General features: G+C 56.5%; 24 protein-coding genes. 10 read left to right on the forward strand and 14 right to left on the reverse strand.

The annotated features are described in order from the left end of the window. Window positions 1-45 precede the first annotated feature (45 nt). Both infC and thrS read right to left on the reverse strand, forming a co-directional pair. Window positions 46-597, reverse strand: a complete 552-nt coding sequence (gene infC, locus H7698_RS01525; RefSeq protein ID WP_176469887.1) for a translation initiation factor IF-3 — start codon at window positions 595-597, stop codon at window positions 46-48. Then, entirely contained in the window at window positions 597-2,519 is a 1,923-nt protein-coding gene (thrS, locus tag H7698_RS01530) for a threonine--tRNA ligase (protein WP_194690359.1), read from the reverse strand. The genes infC and thrS overlap by 1 nt, the downstream gene beginning before the upstream one ends. A 374-nt stretch (window positions 2,520-2,893) precedes the next feature. On the opposite strand from thrS, the gene H7698_RS01535 reads away from it, so the two are divergent. Together H7698_RS01535 and H7698_RS01540 are read left to right on the forward strand one after the other, a co-directional pair. Beyond that, on the forward strand, window positions 2,894-3,196 hold the full coding sequence (locus tag H7698_RS01535; protein ID WP_162437717.1) for a hypothetical protein: 303 nt from the start codon (window positions 2,894-2,896) through the stop codon (window positions 3,194-3,196). 292 nt (window positions 3,197-3,488) lie between these two features. After that, on the forward strand, window positions 3,489-3,701 hold the full coding sequence (locus H7698_RS01540) for a cold-shock protein (RefSeq protein ID WP_003179963.1): 213 nt from the start codon (window positions 3,489-3,491) through the stop codon (window positions 3,699-3,701). A gap of 72 nt (window positions 3,702-3,773) precedes the next feature. Here the strand turns inward: H7698_RS01540 and H7698_RS01545 are convergent, their stop codons facing one another. Beyond that, a complete protein-coding gene (locus H7698_RS01545) occupies window positions 3,774-4,094 on the reverse strand; it encodes an I78 family peptidase inhibitor (RefSeq protein WP_162437718.1) in 321 nt (106 codons plus the stop codon). Window positions 4,095-4,259: 165 nt separating this feature from the next. Continuing rightward, on the reverse strand, window positions 4,260-4,565 hold the full coding sequence (locus tag H7698_RS01550; RefSeq protein ID WP_162437719.1) for a hypothetical protein: 306 nt from the start codon (window positions 4,563-4,565) through the stop codon (window positions 4,260-4,262). Between the two features lie 132 nt (window positions 4,566-4,697). On the opposite strand from H7698_RS01550, the gene H7698_RS01555 reads away from it, so the two are divergent. After that, window positions 4,698-4,910 carry a hypothetical protein gene (locus H7698_RS01555; protein ID WP_162437720.1) on the forward strand — a complete coding sequence of 71 codons (213 nt, stop codon included), beginning with the start codon at window positions 4,698-4,700 and terminating at the stop codon, window positions 4,908-4,910. A 31-nt stretch (window positions 4,911-4,941) separates the two neighbouring features. Here H7698_RS01555 and H7698_RS01560 read toward each other — a convergent pair whose 3' ends face one another. The 8 genes from H7698_RS01560 to H7698_RS01595 all read right to left on the reverse strand — a co-directional run bounded on the left by H7698_RS01560 (window position 4,942) and on the right by H7698_RS01595 (window position 12,564). Then, window positions 4,942-5,970: a nucleoside hydrolase gene (locus H7698_RS01560; protein ID WP_194690360.1), complete on the reverse strand. Its 1,029-nt coding sequence runs from the start codon at window positions 5,968-5,970 to the stop codon at window positions 4,942-4,944. Window positions 5,971-6,015: 45 nt separating this feature from the next. After that, a complete protein-coding gene (gene rbsD, locus H7698_RS01565; protein WP_194690361.1) occupies window positions 6,016-6,420 on the reverse strand; it encodes a D-ribose pyranase in 405 nt (134 codons plus the stop codon). Further along, entirely contained in the window at window positions 6,417-7,334 is a 918-nt protein-coding gene (rbsK, locus tag H7698_RS01570; protein WP_194690362.1) for a ribokinase, read from the reverse strand. Before rbsK ends, rbsD begins: the two co-directional genes overlap by 4 nt. 24 nt (window positions 7,335-7,358) lie before the next feature. After that, a complete protein-coding gene (locus H7698_RS01575) occupies window positions 7,359-8,378 on the reverse strand; it encodes a LacI family DNA-binding transcriptional regulator (RefSeq protein ID WP_162437724.1) in 1,020 nt (339 codons plus the stop codon). Between the two features lie 3 nt (window positions 8,379-8,381). Next, window positions 8,382-9,359, reverse strand: a complete 978-nt coding sequence (locus H7698_RS01580) for an ABC transporter permease (RefSeq protein ID WP_162437725.1) — start codon at window positions 9,357-9,359, stop codon at window positions 8,382-8,384. Next, window positions 9,356-10,909 (reverse strand): sugar ABC transporter ATP-binding protein, encoded by a 1,554-nt coding sequence (locus tag H7698_RS01585; RefSeq protein ID WP_194690363.1) that lies wholly within the window; start codon window positions 10,907-10,909, stop codon window positions 9,356-9,358. The genes H7698_RS01580 and H7698_RS01585 overlap by 4 nt, the downstream gene beginning before the upstream one ends. A 55-nt stretch (window positions 10,910-10,964) precedes the next feature. Continuing rightward, entirely contained in the window at window positions 10,965-11,921 is a 957-nt protein-coding gene (locus H7698_RS01590) for a sugar ABC transporter substrate-binding protein (RefSeq protein WP_162437727.1), read from the reverse strand. Between the two features lie 196 nt (window positions 11,922-12,117). After that, entirely contained in the window at window positions 12,118-12,564 is a 447-nt protein-coding gene (locus H7698_RS01595) for a hypothetical protein (RefSeq protein ID WP_194690364.1), read from the reverse strand. Between the two features lie 359 nt (window positions 12,565-12,923). Here H7698_RS01595 and H7698_RS01600 point away from each other — a divergent pair, with 359 nt between their 5' ends. From H7698_RS01600 to H7698_RS01610, 3 genes are all read left to right on the forward strand, one after another. Further along, window positions 12,924-14,012 (forward strand): asparaginase, encoded by a 1,089-nt coding sequence (locus H7698_RS01600; RefSeq protein WP_194690365.1) that lies wholly within the window; start codon window positions 12,924-12,926, stop codon window positions 14,010-14,012. Window positions 14,013-14,149: 137 nt separating this feature from the next. Beyond that, window positions 14,150-14,419: a DUF1654 domain-containing protein gene (locus tag H7698_RS01605; protein ID WP_162437730.1), complete on the forward strand. Its 270-nt coding sequence runs from the start codon at window positions 14,150-14,152 to the stop codon at window positions 14,417-14,419. Window positions 14,420-14,423: 4 nt separating this feature from the next. After that, window positions 14,424-15,113, forward strand: coding sequence for an endonuclease (locus tag H7698_RS01610; RefSeq protein ID WP_162437731.1), 690 nt, complete (start codon window positions 14,424-14,426; stop codon window positions 15,111-15,113). A 242-nt stretch (window positions 15,114-15,355) separates the two neighbouring features. Here H7698_RS01610 and H7698_RS01615 read toward each other — a convergent pair whose 3' ends face one another. Beyond that, window positions 15,356-15,721, reverse strand: a complete 366-nt coding sequence (locus tag H7698_RS01615) for an SPOR domain-containing protein (RefSeq protein ID WP_162437732.1) — start codon at window positions 15,719-15,721, stop codon at window positions 15,356-15,358. A 250-nt stretch (window positions 15,722-15,971) separates the two neighbouring features. On the opposite strand from H7698_RS01615, the gene csrA reads away from it, so the two are divergent. Then, window positions 15,972-16,163 (forward strand): carbon storage regulator CsrA, encoded by a 192-nt coding sequence (gene csrA, locus H7698_RS01620; RefSeq protein ID WP_045057924.1) that lies wholly within the window; start codon window positions 15,972-15,974, stop codon window positions 16,161-16,163. An 89-nt stretch (window positions 16,164-16,252) separates the two neighbouring features. Here the strand turns inward: csrA and H7698_RS01625 are convergent, their stop codons facing one another. Then, a complete protein-coding gene (locus H7698_RS01625; protein WP_194690366.1) occupies window positions 16,253-16,708 on the reverse strand; it encodes a DUF2214 family protein in 456 nt (151 codons plus the stop codon). A 241-nt stretch (window positions 16,709-16,949) separates the two neighbouring features. Between H7698_RS01625 and H7698_RS01630 the strand changes: the two genes are divergently transcribed. Genes H7698_RS01630 through H7698_RS01635 form a run of 3 tightly spaced genes read left to right on the forward strand, consistent with a single transcriptional unit; the run spans window position 16,950 to window position 18,269 of the window. Continuing rightward, entirely contained in the window at window positions 16,950-17,702 is a 753-nt protein-coding gene (locus H7698_RS01630; protein WP_194690367.1) for a carbonic anhydrase, read from the forward strand. Window positions 17,703-17,752: 50 nt separating this feature from the next. After that, window positions 17,753-17,962, forward strand: coding sequence for a hypothetical protein (locus tag H7698_RS31285; protein WP_162437735.1), 210 nt, complete (start codon window positions 17,753-17,755; stop codon window positions 17,960-17,962). Between the two features lie 52 nt (window positions 17,963-18,014). Further along, window positions 18,015-18,269 (forward strand): hypothetical protein, encoded by a 255-nt coding sequence (locus H7698_RS01635; protein ID WP_194690764.1) that lies wholly within the window; start codon window positions 18,015-18,017, stop codon window positions 18,267-18,269. Window positions 18,270-18,348: the final 79 nt, after the last annotated feature.

Consider the following 18,348-nt stretch of genomic DNA (forward strand, 5'->3'; position numbering starts at 1 on the left):
ATTCAGTTGATAAACATAATCAGAAGGCCTGCCGTGCCCTATTGATTACTTCTTCTTTTTCGGGGCGATGACCATGATCAGCTGGCGTCCTTCCATCTTAGGATGCTGTTCGACCGAACCGTACTCGAGCAAGTCACCTTCAACTCGCTTGAGGAGTTCCATCCCCAGCTCCTGGTGGGCCATCTCACGGCCGCGGAATCGCAAGGATACCTTGGCCCTGTCCCCATCACTCAGGAAACGTACCAGGTTGCGCAGTTTTACCTGGTAATCCCCTTCCTCCGTCCCTGGACGAAACTTGATTTCTTTAACCTGAATCTGCTTCTGGTTCTTCTTGGCTGCGGCAACCTGCTTCTTCTTCTCGAAGATCGATTTGCCGTAGTCCATCAGCTTGCAGACAGGAGGTACTGCATCGGCGGAAATTTCCACCAAATCGAGCTTGGCTTCTTCAGCCTTAAGAAGCGCGTCTTCAATTGACACAATCCCAAGCTGCTCGCCTTCAGCCCCAATTAACCGAACCTCGCGTGCCGAGATATTCTCGTTGATCGGGGCTTTCGGTGCAGCTCGTTTATCTTGTCTCATTTCACGCTTAATAGTAATTACTCCGAATCTGGGCGACCACGCCGGGAAACCGCTTGCGCGAGAAACTCAGCGAACTGGGCGACGGGCATCGAGCCCAGGTCAGCACCTTCACGAGTACGCACAGCGACAGTCTGCATCTCGACTTCCCGATCTCCGATAACCAAGAGATAGGGAACCTTGAGCAAAGTATGCTCGCGGATTTTAAAGCCGATCTTTTCATTTCTCAAGTCAGACTTGGCACGAAATCCGCTTTCGTTGAGAGTTTTTTCAACTTCAGCAGCGAAATCCGCTTGTTTATCAGTGATATTCATAATCACTGCCTGGGTCGGAGCCAGCCACGCAGGGAACGCGCCCTCGTAGTGCTCGATCAGGATTCCGACAAAACGTTCGAAGGAACCGAGGATCGCCCGGTGCAACATAACCGGGTGCTTGCGACTGTTGTCTTCGGAGACGTATTCGGCTCCCAGACGGACAGGCAGGTTAAAATCGAGCTGAAGGGTACCACACTGCCAGACACGGCCAAGGCAATCTTTCAGCGAGAACTCGATCTTCGGACCGTAGAACGCCCCTTCGCCAGGCTGCAGATCGTACGGCAGGCCAGCACTATCAAGGGCTGCAGCCAATGCGGCTTCGGCGCGATCCCACAGCTCGTCGGAACCCACGCGTTTTTCCGGACGAGTGGACAGCTTCATTTCGACGTCTTTAAAGCCGAAATCGGCGTAGACGTCCATGGTCAGCTTGATGAACGCAGCGGATTCGGCCTGCATCTGCTCTTCTGTGCAGAAGATGTGGGCGTCGTCCTGAGTGAACGCACGCACGCGCATGATGCCGTGCAACGCCCCCGATGGCTCGTTACGGTGACAGGCACCGAACTCGGCCAGACGCATCGGCAGTTCGCGGTAGCTTTTCAGGCCTTGATTGAACACCTGCACGTGGCAAGGGCAGTTCATCGGCTTGATCGCGTAATCGCGGTTTTCCGACTGGGTGGTGAACATGTTGTCGGCGTAGTTGGCCCAGTGCCCGGATTTCTCCCACAGGCTACGGTCAACGACCTGAGGAGTCTTGATCTCCAGGTAACCGTTGTCGCGCTGAACCTTGCGCATGTACTGCTCGAGCACCTGGTACAGCGTCCAGCCGTTCGGGTGCCAGAACACCATGCCCGGCGACTCTTCCTGGGTGTGGAACAGGCCCAGACGCTTGCCGATCTTGCGGTGATCGCGCTTTTCAGCTTCTTCGATGCGCTGGATGTAAGCCGCCAGCTGCTTCTTGTCGGCCCATGCAGTGCCGTAGACGCGCTGCAATTGCTCGTTCTTGGCATCGCCACGCCAGTAGGCGCCCGACAACTTGGTCAGCTTGAAGGATTTCAAGAAACGCGTGTTCGGCACGTGCGGACCGCGGCACATGTCGACGTATTCTTCGTGATAGTACAGGCCCATGGCCTGTTCGTTCGGCATGTCCTCGACCAGGCGCAGCTTGTATTCTTCGCCGCGGGCCTTGAACACTTCGATCACTTCGGCGCGCGGAGTGACTTTCTTGATCACATCGTAATCTTTCTCGATCAGCTGCTGCATGCGCTGTTCGATGGCGGCCAGGTCGTCCGGGGTGAAAGGACGCTCGAAGGCGATGTCGTAATAGAAGCCTTCGTCAATGACCGGCCCGATGACCATTTTGGCCGTCGGGTACAACTGCTTGACCGCATGGCCAACCAGGTGGGCGCAAGAGTGGCGAATGATCTCCAGCCCCTCTTCATCCTTTGGCGTAATGATTTGCAGCGTGGAATCGCTGTCGATGATGTCGCTGGCGTCAACCAGCTTGCCATTGACCTTGCCGGCCACGGTGGCTTTGGCCAGACCTGCACCAATGGATGCGGCGACCTCGGCTACGGAAACCGGGTGATCGAATGAACGTTGACTGCCGTCGGGAAGAGTAATAGTTGGCATGGCGCCTCCTCTCCTAGTGGTGACCCCTACCAAAGGTCACGTGGGTTGGGATGAGCCAGTACAAGATCCGGTCCAGGCCATTCAATAACGAACGCCTGCCTTACAGCGGCAGGAGCCTTGCGGCCAACCGGAAAACCGAACCAGAGTGACTGGGATTCAAATCAGGGTTATTCGGTCATCTGCCGCTGCCGGGACTGAAGGTCATCCGGAGCCTGCAAACGCCCGAGCGGGGCATGCTAGCACAGATGAACGGTCGTCGATGCAACGAGCCTTTAGACAAGGGCAGATCGGGCAATTTTGTGCCAGAGTGCTGAACTTGAACCCGGCTTTACCCCTCAGATAACAAGACATTGACCCACAAGGAGCATCCCAGCATGCGTCTGAATCGTTTATTCGCCGTCATCGCCCCCGTAGTCCTGCTGCTGCCGCTGACTGCCCATGCCGACTGGCCCAAGGGCGAGCGCGAGAAATACATGGCTCAGTGCACCCAGGCGGCCACCCCGCAGATTGGCGCGGCCGCGGCAAAAGCGCACTGCGCTTGCGGTGCTGATGCAATCAAGTCGTACCCGGCCAGCGACATTCAGGCATTAATGGACAACAAGGCCAGTGATGCCCTGAAACAAAAAGCACTGACCCAGATTTCTTCCTGCAAGGCCGATAACAAGGCAAAAAAATAAGCGCAAAGACGCGCTTTGAGGGGCTCAGCGACCCATGAAAAACCCCTGAAAATCGTTTTTTCGTACAATTTATGCAGGTTTTACAGCTTTTTTTATCGTCTTTACTTTCGACTGAAAGCCCTTTAAACCGGGGCTTTCAGCCGATTCAAGCAACAAGAAAAGCGTGACAGCAGGGCAAACAGCTCCTCCGGGGGGCTCCCAAAGCGAACATTTCGACTATGATACCCCGGTGTGCCCAGTTGGCCTGAGCAGCACAGTACTACTGAAAATATATGTTTCTTGGAGATACACCATGTCTAATCGCCAAACCGGCACCGTTAAATGGTTCAACGATGAAAAAGGCTTCGGCTTCATCACTCCTCAAGGTGGCGGTGACGACCTGTTCGTACACTTCAAAGCTATCGAAAGCGACGGTTTCAAAAGCCTGAAAGAAGGCCAGACTGTTTCCTTCGTGGCTGAGAAAGGCCAAAAGGGTATGCAAGCTGCTCAAGTTCGCCCAGAGTAATTTCCAGGCGCACTAAAAAAACCCCGTCCATGTGACGGGGTTTTTTATGGGTCAAACAAAAATCCGGAGCAATCAGCCGCAGTTGACGCGCGTGACCACCCGATTGGCATCGGTGTTCAGGTTCAAGCGGTCGGAGCGGTATTCCAGAGTGACCATGTCGTCGGGCATAAGAAACCGGGCATTTTGTGCGCCTGCGCGGGTACGCGCCTGTTCCAGCAATTCAGCGGAAGCCTTTTTGCCGATGGTGAATTCGGCTGCCTTTGCTTCGCAACGGCTATGACCTGCGTCAGTCGTCGTGACAGGGTCAGTTGCCGACTCGGTAGACGTACTGCTGCAACCAGCCAGCAACGTGGCGCCCAACAAAATACCCAATGACGCGAACTTCCAAGGCATGCAGCCTCCTCTTTTCAATAGTTATGCTGAGATTGTGCGACCACCGTTCCGACGTTTGGTTTCACCCAACGTGGTAGCACCTTGCCCTCAACGAATTAAACGCAGAGTTTGCCCGAGCGCTCGAGAGTTGTTCATCCCTCAATCGTGACCGGATATGAACAGTCCTTAATACACGTCGATGTAGTCGAACGGCGGGTTCGGCCAGTTCTCCTTGAGCGCGTTGAAGATTTGCATGACCCAAACCTCATCGCTGGCAGCGACTCGTCCGACATAGCCGGAGCCTTTCGCCCAGGTCTCCAGACGAAACAGCAGCCCGCCAATATCGGTGCCGCCAACAATGCCGGAAGACAGGTAGGCGATACCGCCTTTGGTCACCCGCAGCTGAGTGTGTTCATCATCACTGGCAGAGGCCAGAAGTTGACGGACGGACTCGAGGGTCAAGCCGCCAGGCGTGTTCAAATCGATCTGCACAACGAGGTCCTTGGAGAGTCTACAAAGGCCAAGTGTCGCATAGCCCTCTTCTCATGCCTAAGTCGGAGTGCCAAATGCCGCGCAAAATGGTTAACTCCACAGCCAGACATCCCCGACTTCACGAGCGCCTTCATGACCACCGTAAGTATCGACGCCGACATCAAAGCCAAGTGGCCACAGGGTCACAGCTCCTACAGCCCCGGCAGCCCGGAAGAGTTGGCAATTATCGGCATAGATCTTTTGGTCAAGGAACTTGGTACCGAAGCAGCGCAGTCATTTATCGCGCAGATCTTCGAGAAGTACCCCCCAGACTATATGGGTGTGACGCAGTCAGGGCGAGGGTAAAACCCCGCAGGCTGGCGCCTGCGGGCGAATTTTATTTCAAACGGGCCAGACGCTGGGTCAGCAGGTCGAAGAAACCCTGAGCATCCCCGCTCTCAACCCAGAAAGCGTTCTTCGGCGCTTTCAGGCCGTCATACCAGTCGACGATAGTCTGGCCGAAGGTCGGACCTTCACGGCTATCAACCACTACGTTGACCGATCGCCCCGTGAACAACTCTGGCTTGAGCAGGTAAGCGACGACCGTGGCGTCATGCACCGGGCCGCCGGGAATGCCGTAGTGCTCCATATCGCCCTTGACGTATTCATTGAGAATATCGCCCACCAGCTTGCTGGCGTTGTTGTTGAGTGCCGCGATCTGTTTCAGCCGCGCCTCGCTGGTGAGGATTTTATGAGTCACATCCAGCGGCAGATAAGTCAGCTTCACACCGCTTTTAAGCACGACTTCCGCAGCCTGCGGGTCGGCGAACAGGTTGAACTCGGCCACCGGGGTGATATTGCCGCCATTGAAATGGGCGCCGCCCATAATCACCACTTCCTTGATGCCCTGAACGATTTCAGGCTCCTGGATCAGCGCCAGCGCGAGGTTGGTCTGCGGGCCAAGCATGGCGATCGTGATGCTGTGGGGTTTGGCTGCTTTCAAGGTATCGATCAGATAATTAACCGCGTTACCCTCGGCCAGGCCTTTCTTGGGTTCGTGCACCGTGACACCCGACAGACCTTCCTTGCCATGAATGTTCTCGGCATAGATAGGCGTGCGCATCAGCGGCCTCGGGGCACCGGCATAGACCGGCACCTCTTCGCGCCCCGCCCACTCACGAGCCAGCCGCGCATTACGGGAAGTCTTGTCCAGCCGCACATTGCCGGCCACGGTGGTCAGCGCTCGAATACTCAGCTCTTCCGGCGAGGCCAGGGCGAACAACAAGGCAACCACGTCATCCGCACCGGGGTCGGTGTCGATGATCAAATCGATTTTTTCCGCCGCCTGGGCGCTTGTTGCAGTAATCAGGGACAAAAGCAGAAGACTCCGAAGCATTTGGTGCAGTTTCTGAGCATAGCGGTGCATAGCGCACTCCTTGTGCGTGGGGAAACAAAATGAGTCAAAGGACTGTTAAAACGTAACGCCCGATATCAGGACGATGTTGCAGTAAGGCTGGCATTCGCCGGTACGAATCACCGCTCGCGCTTGCCGGCTAAGCACCTTGAATTGGTCGTGGCTGAGCAGCTCACGCCGTCCGAGATCGCCCGCGGCATTCAGCTCGTCCAAAGCCGCCAGTGCCGTCGGCTTTTTGTCGAGAATCTCCTGGGCCAACACATGGCTTTCGACCTGCATTTCACTGAGCACGACCTTCAGGGTACTGATGAAGTCCGGGATGCCGTGGGTCAACGCCAGATCGATCAGTTCCACTCCTGCAGGCACCGGTAGGCCGGCATCGCCGATCACGATCATGTCGCCATGCCCCAGTGACGCGATCAGCCGCGAAAGCGCGACGTTGAGCAAAGGTGTCTTCTTCATTGTGTTTTAAAGGCCTGTACGTCGAGTAACGTGGGAATCGAAGGTTGCGCGCCAGCTCGGGTCACCGATAGTGCAGCGGCAATCTGGCCGAAACGGATCGCGTCGACTTCGTTTTGGCCGGTCGCCAGTGCAGCGGCGAATCCACCGACAAAGGTGTCGCCAGCTGCCGTGGTGTCGACAGCCTTCACCTGGGGCGCTGGAAAGTGTTCGAAGTGGCTGCCACAGGCAAACAGCGAGCCTTGAGCGCCGAGCGTGATGATCACTTTGCCGGCGCCCAGGGCAATCAGCCGAGTGGCAGCAGCTTTGGCGGTTTCCAGAGAGTTCACAGGCAAACCGCTCAAGGCTGCGGCTTCGCTTTCATTGGGGATGAGGTAGTCGATGGCCGCATACCAATCCGCTGGCAGCGGATGACTGGCAGGCGCCGGGTTGAGGATCACGGTTTTACCCAGCTCTCGCCCGCGCTTGAGCGCATGTCCAACGGTGGCATCAGGGATCTCAAGCTGACAGATGATCACGTCGGCAGCCTGCAGGACGGGATCGAAGCAACCGATGACCGCAGGCGTCAGCGCACCGTTGGCACCTGCGACGATCACGATTGCGTTCTGGCTGTTGTCGTCGACCACGATCAACGCCACTCCGCTTGACCCTTCTACGCAAGTGACCGCCTGGCAGTCGATCTGCTCGGCGAGCAACGCGCCGCGCAACTCCTCGCCGTAGGCATCGCTGCCAACGCAGCCGACCATCGACACCTGCGCACCGAGCCTTGCCGCAGCAACGGCCTGATTGGCGCCCTTGCCGCCGGACACCGTGGCAAAGGAGTTACCGATCAGCGTTTCGCCGCCTTGGGGCAGCCTTGGCGCCCGGGTGACCAGGTCCATGTTCAGGCTGCCTATTACCACTACTTTTGCTGACATTCGTCACTACTCGTCAATTCTGGTTTAGCGATATTCCGAGAACACCCCGGCCAATGGCGCAGTCGATTCTCGCAGAACAATGCTGGGCGTCACGATCCGTTGATCGGTGGCCATGTCCGGTGTGGCGATCCTTCGCAAAAGCACTTCAGCGGCCATCTCCCCGAGCTGCAGGATCGACTGCCCCACGGTCGTCAAGGCCGGGTAGACATAACGGCTCATCTGGATGTCGTCGAAGCCGATGACCGACAACTCGCTTGGCACGCGAATATTGCGTTCAGCCGCGGCTCGCAACACACCGATACCGATCATGTCGTTACCGGCGAAAATAGCGGTGGGCGGATTGTTTTCCAGCAGGATCGCAGCCGCGCTGTAACCTCCCGTGCTGGTGAAGTCGCTTTCAAGCCTGCGCTCCGGTGCTACGTCGACGCCCGCCTCTTTCAAGGCCCGGCTAAAACCGGCCAGACGCATCTGGGCCACACTGGTACTCGCCGGCCCGCCGATCGTCGCGATGTCCCGATGCCCGAGTTCCAGCAAATGACGCGTCGCCAGGTACGCGCCATATTCGTGATCGATGCGTACCAGGTCGGCATTCACGCCTTCCAGATTACGGTCGACAATCACCATGGGGGTGCGCACACCGGCGAGACCTTCCGCCAGCCCGGCATCCCCACCGGCCGATGCCACGATCAGTCCGTCAATGCGCTTTTCCAGCAATACCCGCAGGTAGCTGCGCTGTTTGTCCGGATTATCGTCGGAGTTGCAAAGAATCACGCAGTAGCCATTGCGCTCACAATAATCCTCGATGCCGCGCGCGAGTTCGGCGAAGTATGGGTTGAGGCTGTTAGGCACCAGCAACCCGATGGTCGCCGTGGTTTTCGCCTTCAACGACCGGGCGACCGCGCTAGGCACGTAGTCGAGGCTTTTGATCGCCGCCTCGACTTTGATCCGCACTTCTTCGCTGACCGGCCGTGTCTTGTTCACCACGTGAGACACCGTGGTGTAGGAAATTCCTGCAAGCGCTGCGACATCCTTGATAGTTGCCATGAATCAGGTCCGCCGGCTTGCGCGCTGACTGCGATAAGTATCCAGCACCACGGCGATCACGATGACTGCACCGGTGATGATCCGTTTGGTCGGTTCCGTTGCGCCGATCTGTGCGAGCCCGGCCGCCAGGACGGAGATGATCAGAACGCCGAAGAAGGTACTGATCACCGAACCCCGGCCGCCCATCAAACTGGTGCCGCCGATCACCACCGCCGCGATCACCTGCAACTCCAGGCCTGAGCCGGCATTCGGATCCGCCGCTTCCAGCCGGGAAATCTGGAACAGTGCGGCAATACCGGCCAGCAGCCCCATCAGACTGAACACCAGAATCTTGTAGGGCTTCGGATTGATCCCTGCCAGGCGCACCGCTTCTTCATTGGTGCCGATACCGATCAGATAGCGACCGAACACGGTACGGGTCAACACCGCCTGAGCAATGATGATGATCAACAAGGCAATAATGAACGATGGCGAGATGCCAAACGCGATCGGATTGGACAACCACGCAAAGGAATCACCGATGTACGCGGTGCGCGAACCGGTCATCTGGTAGGCCACGCCGCGGGCCATTTCCAGCACACCCAGGGAAACAATGAACGACGGAATGCGCCATGCCACGGTGATCGAACCGGTAATGGTGCCGGCCAGCGCCGCAACTGCCATGCCGAGCAGCGCCGCAGGCAGCACGCTCCATCCCCAGCCCAGAATCGCCACGCTGACCGCCGACGCCGCAAGCGCCAACACCGAACCCACCGACAGGTCGATGCCGCCGATGATCAACACGAAGGTCATGCCCACGGCCAGCACCATCAAGTCCGGAATCTGGTTGGCCAAGGTGCTGAACGTGTCGTAGGACAGGAAATGGCTGCTCAGGACCGAGAACAGCGCGATCATTGCCAGCAAGGCACCGGCCAGCCCCAAATAGGTGCCCAGGCCGTAAAAGTTGCCACTACGTTTGCCGACAGGTGCTGCAGTTTTCATGGAAGATCCCTTGGCGCCGCTTCGTTGAGCAACGCATCACGTTTTTGGTAGCCGGCAAATGCGGCTGCAAGCAAGTCATCCTGGGTCCAGGTATCGCGCTCGAAGGTTTCGATCAGACGCCCCGCCGACAGCACGCCGATGCGGTCGCAGATCAGCATCAGTTCGCGCAGGTCACTGGACACCACCACCAGAGCCTTGCCCTGGCGAGTCAGCTCACCGAGCAACGCATAGATGTCGAACTTTGCACCCACATCGATACCGCGAGTTGGCTCGTCGAACAGCAGCACTGAACAATCGCGCTCAAGCCAGCGCCCTATCACGACTTTCTGCTGGTTACCCCCGGACAATTCCGACACCAGCTGCGTCGGGCTGGAACTGCGAATGCGCATGGCATCGATCTGGCGTTGGGCCAGGGACATTTCGTCACCATTGTTGACGATGCCGCCACTGGAAATCACCGGCATATTGCCCAACGCGATGTTGGCGCTGATCGACTGAGTCAGCAGCAAACCTTCGCCTTTGCGGTCTTCGGTAATCAGGGCAATGCCGTGACCGACGGCATCCGCTGGCGAGCGGATACTGACAACCTGCGCTGGTGAACCCAGCGCTACCGTGCCGCTATCGGCAATGTCCGCGCCGAAAATCAGGCGCAGCAACTCGGTGCGTCCTGCTCCGATCAAACCGGAAATACCGAATATCTCACCGGCACGGACTTCGAAAGAAACGTCGCGAATCTTGTCGGAACGGGTCAGCCCTTTGACCGTCAATGCGGGGGCGCCAATGTTGCGCGGCCCCATGTCCATGTGCTCGCCCAGTTCCCGGCCAACCATCAAGGTGACCAGTTGCTCGCTGTTGTAGTTGGCCATCGGTTCGATGCAGACCAGGTTGCCGTCACGCAGTACCGCAATACGCTGGGCAACTTGCGCCAGCTCTTCGAGTCGATGCGAGATATAGATGATAGAGACGCCACGCGCTTGCAGGCGGGTGATCTGCTCGAACAGCATTTCGACTTCGCGGGCCGTCAACATGGCGGTCGGCTCATCGAGGATCAACACGTGGCAGTCGCCGATCAGGTTGCGGGCGATTTCCACCATTTGCTGGTGACCGATGCCAAGTTCGCCTACCAGCGTGTCCGGATCAATGGCGTCCAGGCCGACCTGGGCCATGGCTTCGATCGCCGCTTTGCGCAATTGCTTGCGACTGATCCAGCCGCCGCTGCTGGGCAGGTTATCGAGGAACAGGTTTTCCGCGACCGACAAGGTCGGCAACAGATTGAGTTCTTGCATGACCATGCGGATACCCAGGTCTTCAGCCTGGGTCCGGCTGCCGGGACGATAATCTTGTCCCTGGAATTGCATCTGCCCGGTCGTCGGCGTCACCAGCCCACCGATGATCTTCGACAGCGTGCTTTTCCCGGCGCCGTTTTCACCAGTCAGCGCCAGCACTTCCCCGCGCATGAGCGTCAGGTCGATGCCGGTCAGGACTGGTTGGGCGTACGTCTTACCGATGCCGCTGACCGAGAGGACAGCGTTCGGGGCGGAAACTGACATAGAAATCTCCATGCACTCGCCCAGACGGGCGAGCACCGTAGTGTCACCAGAAGGACTACTTGGTCACCAGCTCGACTGGAGTTTCGATCACGCCATTGGGACCGCTGTCGACCTTCTCACCCTTGATGATTTTCAACGCGGTTTCGATACCGAAGACTGCTTGCTTGGCGGCGAACTGATCCGCAGTGGCCAGGACACGGCCATCCTTGAGCATCGGTTTAATCGCGTTGATGTTGTCATAGCCGACCACTTGCACCTTGCCGGCCTTGCCTGCTGCGCGCACGGCAGACACTGCACCGACGGCCATGCTGTCGTTACCTGCCAGCAGGGCTTTGACTTGCGGATACTCGCTGAGAATAGAGGCGGCGACCTTGTTGCCTTTGTCGATCTCCCAGTCACCGGACTGCAACGAAACGACCTTGATCTGGGCGGCCTCCATCGCGTCCTTGAAACCAGCGGTGCGCGCCTGGGCATTGGTGGTGGTGGACACGCCTTCAATGATGCCGACTTCGTCGCCGGCCTTCAGCTGCTTGGCCAGATACTCGCCGACCAGACGCGCGCCTTTGCGGTTGTCAGGCCCCACAAAAGGCACGGTGATATTTTTGCTTTTGACGACGGCTGGATCGAGTTGATTGTCGATGTTGATCACGGTGATACCGGCATCGATCGCTTTCTTGATCACCGGGACCATGGCTTTGGAATCAGCGGGTGCAATGACCAGCGCGTTGACCTTGGCCAGGATCATTTGCTCGACAATGCGCGTTTGTCCGGCGGTGTCGGTCTCGTCCTTGATGCCATTGGAGATCAGATCGAAATCTGCGGAATGATCTTTCTGGTAAGCCTTGGCGCCGTCTTCCATGGTCAGGAAGAATTCGTTGGCCAGCGACTTCATGACCAGCGCGACTTTAGGTTTCTCAGGGGTTTCGGCGAAGGCCGATGAGACAGGCAAAGCGGCAGATACGGCAGCCAGCACAGCGACAGCGAGAAGGCGTCCAGCGAATGGCAGCTTCATGGGTTCACTCCGATCTTATGATTATTGTGAGCAACGTTTGCGCAGGTTGGTTTAACAACGCTCTTTAAGGCAATCAGCCCGTCTGAAACATGTCGCAAACGTTTGCGTAGACCGAACTATGCGAACCCGGCCGAGATTTGTCAACGACCGAGAATGCCGATTTTTCGTTGTTACCCGAAATAACAAGACCTGAAAATCAAGCCGAGGTGCTAACCAAATTGCCGGTAGCAGAGCCTTTGGTTAACTCCGCTGCCAAGGCTGCCGCCACTTCTGCAATTGCCGCGGCGGTACCGGTGATTCGTTGCTGGATCGACACGATGGCAGTGATTTTGGCTTCTGCATTCGCAAACCTCGCCGCTTGCGTCGCCGCCAATTGCTGCTGTTGTTCACGCATTTGTTGTTGCAGCTCTTTCATCCGCTTGAGCAGCATCTGCACGGTAATGCTTTGAGTGCTGGCGGTACTTTCGGTCTTTGAATCGCCCTGCACACCCGCTGCGCCGACAGATTTTTTATCGCCATTTTCCAGCCCTGAGCCTGATGGGACCTTCTCTGTCGCATCGTCATTCAGGGTATCGACTGTCGTTGCAGTCTTACCGCCAATATTGATAACAGCCGCATTTGATGGACTGATTGTCAGCGACATCTGAATTCCCTCCCAAAAAAGATCCGTATGGAGGCATCGACCGCTACGCGAGTTTCTTTAAAGGTAATTTGGCAAACATGAGCGAGTGAAATTTCTGACAAGAAAGGGTGCGCAGGACTTTTCGGTGGGCCGAACGGAAAAGCCGCATACGTTCGGAAAGCCGGACGTTTCTTTGCGACCAAGCGGCTGCATAGATCAATAAATTCTTTATATATCATTTAGTTACATCATTAAATTAACTCTGGATATTACTGGTACAGCTCTTGCTCCTTCCCCTACACCTCAAGCGTTCAGATCGACCTGAGGCATATCTAGATGAACCTGCACTCTGCACCGTCTCACCACTAGAGAGAAAAATAATGACATCTGCTTTGAAGACCTTTGTACCGGGCGCCTTGGCCCTTTTGCTCCTCCTGCCTACTGCCCTCCAGGCAAAAGAAGTTGAAACCCGACAGAAGCTCGCTAACGTGGTCATCCTCGCCACCGGCGGGACCATTGCCGGCGCAGGCGCCAGCGCGGCCAACAGTGCGACTTATCAAGCGGCGAAAGTCGGTATCGAACAATTGATCGCCGGCGTTCCGGAGCTGAGTCAATTGGCCAATGTTCGCGGCGAACAAGTCATGCAAATCGCCTCGGAGAGCATTACCAACGACAACTTGCTGCAACTGGGTCGTCGAGTGGCGGAGCTGGCCGACAGCAAAGACGTTGATGGCATCGTCATCACCCACGGCACCGACACTCTCGAAGAAACCGCTTATTTCCTCAACCTGGTGGAAAAAACCGACAAGCCGATCATTCTGGTCGGCTCCATGCGTCCAGGCACCGCCATGTCCGCTGACGGCATGTTGAACCTGTACAACGCCGTGGCGGTGGCCAGCAGTAAAGAGGCCCGAGGCAAAGGCGTGCTCGTCACCATGAACGACGAAATTCAGTCGGGTCGCGATGTCAGCAAGATGATCAACATCAAGACCGAAGCATTCAAGAGTGCCTGGGGGCCCCTAGGCATGGTGGTTGAAGGCAAATCCTACTGGTTCCGCTTGCCTGCCAAGCGCCACACCATGGACTCGGAATTCGACATCAAAACCATCAAGAGCTTGCCCGACGTCGAAATTGCCTATTCGTATGGCAACGTAAGCGATACCGCCTACAAAGCCCTGGCGCAGTCGGGTGCGAAAGCGATCATTCACGCCGGCACGGGCAATGGCTCGGTGTCCTCGCGAGTGGTCCCTACCCTGCAGGCCCTGCGCAAGGACGGCGTACAAATCATTCGCTCTTCTCACGTCAATGCCGGTGGTTTCGTCCTGCGTAACGCCGAACAGCCAGACGACAAGTACGACTGGGTTGTGGCTCACGACCTGAACCCACAGAAAGCCCGCATCCTGGCCATGGTCGCACTGACCAAGACCAATGACAGCAAAGAGCTGCAGCGGATGTTCTGGGAATACTGATTGACCCTCGCCCGGCCGGTTCCGGCCGGGCACCTCGATACAAATTTCTCCTGTCCTACACCAAACCACGAAAAACGCTGTCAGAAGATTTTCTTGAATTTTAAGCAGTTGCGATAATCCTTACAGTTTAATACTGTATGCACGTACAGCTTAATAAGGATAATTTTGTGGCCACCACTTCCGACTCCCCGGACGCCTATGCACGCATGGGCATGCGCGTTCAAAAAATCATCAATTCCCCTACCGCCCAGAAAGCCAAAGCGGCGCTGATCTTTCGCCTGCCGGACGAGCCGGTGGACGAGTGGGAGCAACTGCTCGAAGAAATCGACGAAAACGATAACGTCACCCTCGCCTATCGCGACGATGGTGGTGTGCAGATTTTCTGGGTTGTGCCGAAGGAAGATTGAGTCAATGAGTGTCCGTTTTTTTGCTGTGCTGTTTTTGTTCTGCGCCATGGGCGCCCAGGCTGCCGCCCCTCGAACCTTTGAGGAAGCCAAGAAAGTCGCCTGGAAACTCTATGCCCCGCAATCGACCGAGTTCTATTGCGGCTGCAAATACACTGGCAACAAGGTGAACCTCGCGGCCTGCGGTTATGTACCCCGTAAAAGTGCCAAACGCGCTTCTCGCATTGAATGGGAGCACATTGTGCCGGCCTGGCAGATCGGCCATCAGCGTCAATGCTGGCAAGAGGGCGGACGCAAGAACTGCACACGCTATGACCCGGTCTATCAGAAGGCCGAGGCCGATCTGCATAACCTTGTTCCCAGCATCGGCGAAGTGAACGGTGATCGCAGCAATTTCAGTTTCGGCTGGCTGCCGGTACAAACCGGTCAATACGGGTCGTGCCTGACCCAGGTCGACTTCAAGGCGAAGAAGGTGATGCCGCGCCCTTCAATACGCGGCATGATTGCCCGGACGTACTTCTATATGAGCAAACAGTACGGTTTGCGCTTGTCCAAACAGGACCGCCAGCTTTACGAAGCCTGGAACAAAACCTATCCAGTGCAGGCCTGGGAGCTTCAGCGCAACCAAACCGTCGCGTGCGTCATGGGCCGTGGCAACGAGTTTGTCGGGCCGGTGGACATGAAAACCTGTGGCTGACGGCTGGCTTGGAACACAAAGGCCTCGAGCATGACCTCGAGGCCTTTTTTCGTTCTAGCCGCCAACTTTGTTGTAGCGCCAGTAACCAGGAACGGGCTGAGCGTGGATTGTTGAAGCAGGATCGCGTCGAAAGGCTTGCAAGAGCTCGTGGAAGCCACAGAAGCACTCATTAACCGTGCTTGGAAATACGTCACCTTTCCATTTCCTTAGGACTCAGACTAACGGTGCCGGCATTAAGCCTGTTACTGCGCGACCGCATGCTCCACGACCAGCAGTTGAATGTTCTGCTTTTTCGCCCGGGTAAGCGCAGCGGCGACCTCTGCCTGTTTGGCCTCGGCCTCCGCTTTCGAATTGAAAGGTCCCATCAGAATGCGGGTCTTGCCATTTTCCTTGATGACATTGGCAACAAAACTGTGCTCGATCAGCCAGCCACTCAGATCGCTGACTGCCTGGGTAATCTCGCCCCGCACTTCCAGATCCCACTGCTGTGCAGGAGCCGTCACCGGCGCGGTAGATACCGCCGACTGGGGCTTCTGCCCTTCAACGCGCTTGCCTTCCCCGCATCCCGCCAACGCCAGTACCGCGATTACCAAGACCAATTTGCGCACGACGCTTCCCTCTGAAGGCTAAAAGACGGGATTTTAACATTCATGAATAGTTCTTTAGGGCCGCAAAATGGCCATAAAACAACGAGAATGATGGTTGCGGCCTCTGTATAGTTACGCCTTGGGAATTAATGCAGCATCTGCGCGTCAGAAAGAGGCACCCAAACTGTGAAACTTCGCACTAATCTATACGTACCACCGACCTCTGCACTGTTCGAATCAGGTGCCCTACAAAGCAATCAAGGAGAAGACCATGCTGATACTCACCCGCAAAGTCGGTGAAAGCATAAATATTGGCGATGACATTACGATCACCATCCTCGGCGTCAGCGGCCAGCAAGTCAGGATTGGCATCAACGCCCCGAAGGACGTTGCGGTGCACCGCGAAGAGATCTACCAGCGCATTCAGGCTGGTTTGACCGCTCCGGACAAACCGCAAAACTGAGTTCCGCAGCAGTCAGTAGCCAGCCCGTTCGCATTCCGAACCACGGCTGGCTAAGATTCAAGCGCAACGTGACTGCTGTTGCCCCCCGACTAACCCCATCCCACCCCTCGCGCCATGCCGGTGGCCGCTACCACCATCAGCAACACCAGCATCGCCTCGACATGGCTGATTCGCGCAAACAGCTTTGCACGACGGTCATCGATAGCCCTGCCTCGCGCCAACGCAATTCGCCACTTGATCAGCGTCACCATCGGCGCTACTTCCAATAGCAAAATCACTACGAACAATGTCATTTTCAAATGGAACAGTGGCTGATGAAGATAGTAGTCAGTGCCCTTTTCATACCCGCCAAACGCTCTTATCCCGCCAGTAACCAGCAGAACGATCGCGCAGATACCCCAAAGGTTATCCGCGTGCAATACGCTTCGAGCCTCCCCCATACCCGCAGACAAGCGTCTGAACGCCGTACCGCGTGATAGCACAGCCCAAAAACCCAATCCAAACGCTAACAGATGAATTGCAGCCAGAAACCAGTGGGTCAGCATCTAGATACTCCTATCGGAATGAATTGAGCCGGTCTGTCAGTAGTAGCCCATCAAACGATGTAGCGCACCCGCTCCGGAACTCGCCGCCTGGCAGGTTCAAACTACCTGGCTGACTGCGAAGCCGAAGAAATACATGGCGTTACAGCGACTCGCTGGACTCCAACACGCCAGTGCGACAAGTTCCTGCAGGCTAAATCCAACAGCACTTGTTCCCACCGCACTGAACCGAGTACACAAAATCATGTGTGAGCCATGTGATCCGAAACCTGCTGCAAAACTCAATGAGCGCCGCCACTTTCTGCGCCTTGCCGGATTAGGGGCCGGCGCCCTGCTACTTGCAGGTATATTGCCCAACCGAATCATTCAGGCCGCCGAAATACCTTCGGCACCACCCAAACCGAAAAACGTAATCAACCCGGATGAAGCGCTTAAGCGGTTAATGGAGGGAAATGATCGGTACGTCAGCGGTAACTCAGTGACACACGACTTCAAGGACGAACGCGAAGCGCTGGTTTCCGGCCAGAACCCGTTCGTGGCAGTGCTGAGTTGCTCTGACTCGCGCATTGCACCCGAGTACGCCTTCGACACCGCGCGAGGTGATCTTTTTGCTGTACGCGTCGCTGGCAACTTTGTCACTGACGAAGGCCTGGCCAGTATTGAGTACGGTGTTGCTGTGCTGGGAACCCCGCTCATTCTGGTGCTGGGGCATGAGCGCTGCGGCGCCATCGAGGCGGGCATAAAAGCCGTTAAGGACCAAACGGTGTTCCCAGGGCATATCCCGAAACTGACAGACGCTCTCAAATCCTCAATTGAGACAGTGATCAAACAACCCGGAGATATCGTGGAAAACGCGACCGAGCAGAATGTCAAAGACTCGGTCGAGCGCCTCAAGAAAGCCACACCCCTGCTGACCGACGCGCTCGCAAGGGGCAAACTGAAGATAGTGGGAGGTATTTATCGCTTGGCAACAGGTAAAGTCGAATTGATCGCTTGAAGCTCCATTGCAAACAAACAGATACGAAGACCCCAACGAAAGGGTTACGCATGCCGACAAAACAGGTGGCAAGTACGGCGGCAGTGACTGCCGCCGAAATTGAGAGAGCTATCCAGGCCTTGAACAAGATGGCAGAGCGCCTTTGGGGAGAGGGTCGAGAAATCGAGGCGAAAGCGCTCCTGGATGCGCTGGACGCTCTAAACCGTGCGCTGGACCGTATCAGGATTGGTGAAAGTCGCAGGGTTAAAACGCTTCATTGAAAACGACCATGGGCTCAGTAAAAAGCCCCGACGCGAACGGACGGACAAAAAGTTGGCAGATCTAATACAAGGGCTAGACGGCCCAAGAACAGCCCAACAAGAGCTGTTTTATGACCTTGAAGATGCGACCGCGATCATCGGCTGGTCCGCGACAGAGTTGAGCAGCATGGCAGGCCGAGGCAAATCGCCTGAGGAAGCCATAACACTCAGCAAGATCTCGGCATTATTGAAGGATCAGCAAGCAATCATCAGCCTCTACGCGGATGAGGTGAAGGCAGGAAGGATAGTGCGAAGCAAAGCTGAGTAATTAGACGGAGGCAACATCGGCAGAGGCTCGACGAAAAATCATCCGCACCGACTGTGCAATGGCTTGAGGGCCTCTCTTC

It is taken from the genome of Pseudomonas sp. p50(2008), assembly GCF_015351605.1.
Classification (GTDB): Bacteria; Pseudomonadota; Gammaproteobacteria; order Pseudomonadales; family Pseudomonadaceae; genus Aquipseudomonas.

Excerpts from the sequence above, each read along its gene's own strand:
- thrS (WP_194690359.1), bottom strand. The coding sequence starts at position 2,519 with ATGCCAACTATTACTCTTCCCGACGGCAGTCAACGTTCATTCGATCAC.
- H7698_RS01535 (WP_162437717.1), top strand. The coding sequence starts at position 2,894 with ATGCGTCTGAATCGTTTATTCGCCGTCATCGCCCCCGTAGTCCTGCTG.
- H7698_RS01540 (WP_003179963.1), top strand. The coding sequence starts at position 3,489 with ATGTCTAATCGCCAAACCGGCACCGTTAAATGGTTCAACGATGAAAAA.
- H7698_RS01545 (WP_162437718.1), bottom strand. The coding sequence starts at position 4,094 with ATGCCTTGGAAGTTCGCGTCATTGGGTATTTTGTTGGGCGCCACGTTG.
- H7698_RS01555 (WP_162437720.1), top strand. The coding sequence starts at position 4,698 with ATGACCACCGTAAGTATCGACGCCGACATCAAAGCCAAGTGGCCACAG.
- H7698_RS01560 (WP_194690360.1), bottom strand. The coding sequence starts at position 5,970 with ATGCACCGCTATGCTCAGAAACTGCACCAAATGCTTCGGAGTCTTCTG.
- rbsD (WP_194690361.1), bottom strand. The coding sequence starts at position 6,420 with ATGAAGAAGACACCTTTGCTCAACGTCGCGCTTTCGCGGCTGATCGCG.
- rbsK (WP_194690362.1), bottom strand. The coding sequence starts at position 7,334 with ATGTCAGCAAAAGTAGTGGTAATAGGCAGCCTGAACATGGACCTGGTC.
- H7698_RS01575 (WP_162437724.1), bottom strand. The coding sequence starts at position 8,378 with ATGGCAACTATCAAGGATGTCGCAGCGCTTGCAGGAATTTCCTACACC.
- H7698_RS01580 (WP_162437725.1), bottom strand. The coding sequence starts at position 9,359 with ATGAAAACTGCAGCACCTGTCGGCAAACGTAGTGGCAACTTTTACGGC.
- H7698_RS01585 (WP_194690363.1), bottom strand. The coding sequence starts at position 10,909 with ATGTCAGTTTCCGCCCCGAACGCTGTCCTCTCGGTCAGCGGCATCGGT.
- H7698_RS01590 (WP_162437727.1), bottom strand. The coding sequence starts at position 11,921 with ATGAAGCTGCCATTCGCTGGACGCCTTCTCGCTGTCGCTGTGCTGGCT.
- H7698_RS01595 (WP_194690364.1), bottom strand. The coding sequence starts at position 12,564 with ATGTCGCTGACAATCAGTCCATCAAATGCGGCTGTTATCAATATTGGC.
- H7698_RS01600 (WP_194690365.1), top strand. The coding sequence starts at position 12,924 with ATGACATCTGCTTTGAAGACCTTTGTACCGGGCGCCTTGGCCCTTTTG.
- H7698_RS01605 (WP_162437730.1), top strand. The coding sequence starts at position 14,150 with ATGCACGTACAGCTTAATAAGGATAATTTTGTGGCCACCACTTCCGAC.
- H7698_RS01610 (WP_162437731.1), top strand. The coding sequence starts at position 14,424 with ATGAGTGTCCGTTTTTTTGCTGTGCTGTTTTTGTTCTGCGCCATGGGC.
- csrA (WP_045057924.1), top strand. The coding sequence starts at position 15,972 with ATGCTGATACTCACCCGCAAAGTCGGTGAAAGCATAAATATTGGCGAT.
- H7698_RS01625 (WP_194690366.1), bottom strand. The coding sequence starts at position 16,708 with ATGCTGACCCACTGGTTTCTGGCTGCAATTCATCTGTTAGCGTTTGGA.
- H7698_RS01630 (WP_194690367.1), top strand. The coding sequence starts at position 16,950 with ATGTGTGAGCCATGTGATCCGAAACCTGCTGCAAAACTCAATGAGCGC.
- H7698_RS31285 (WP_162437735.1), top strand. The coding sequence starts at position 17,753 with ATGCCGACAAAACAGGTGGCAAGTACGGCGGCAGTGACTGCCGCCGAA.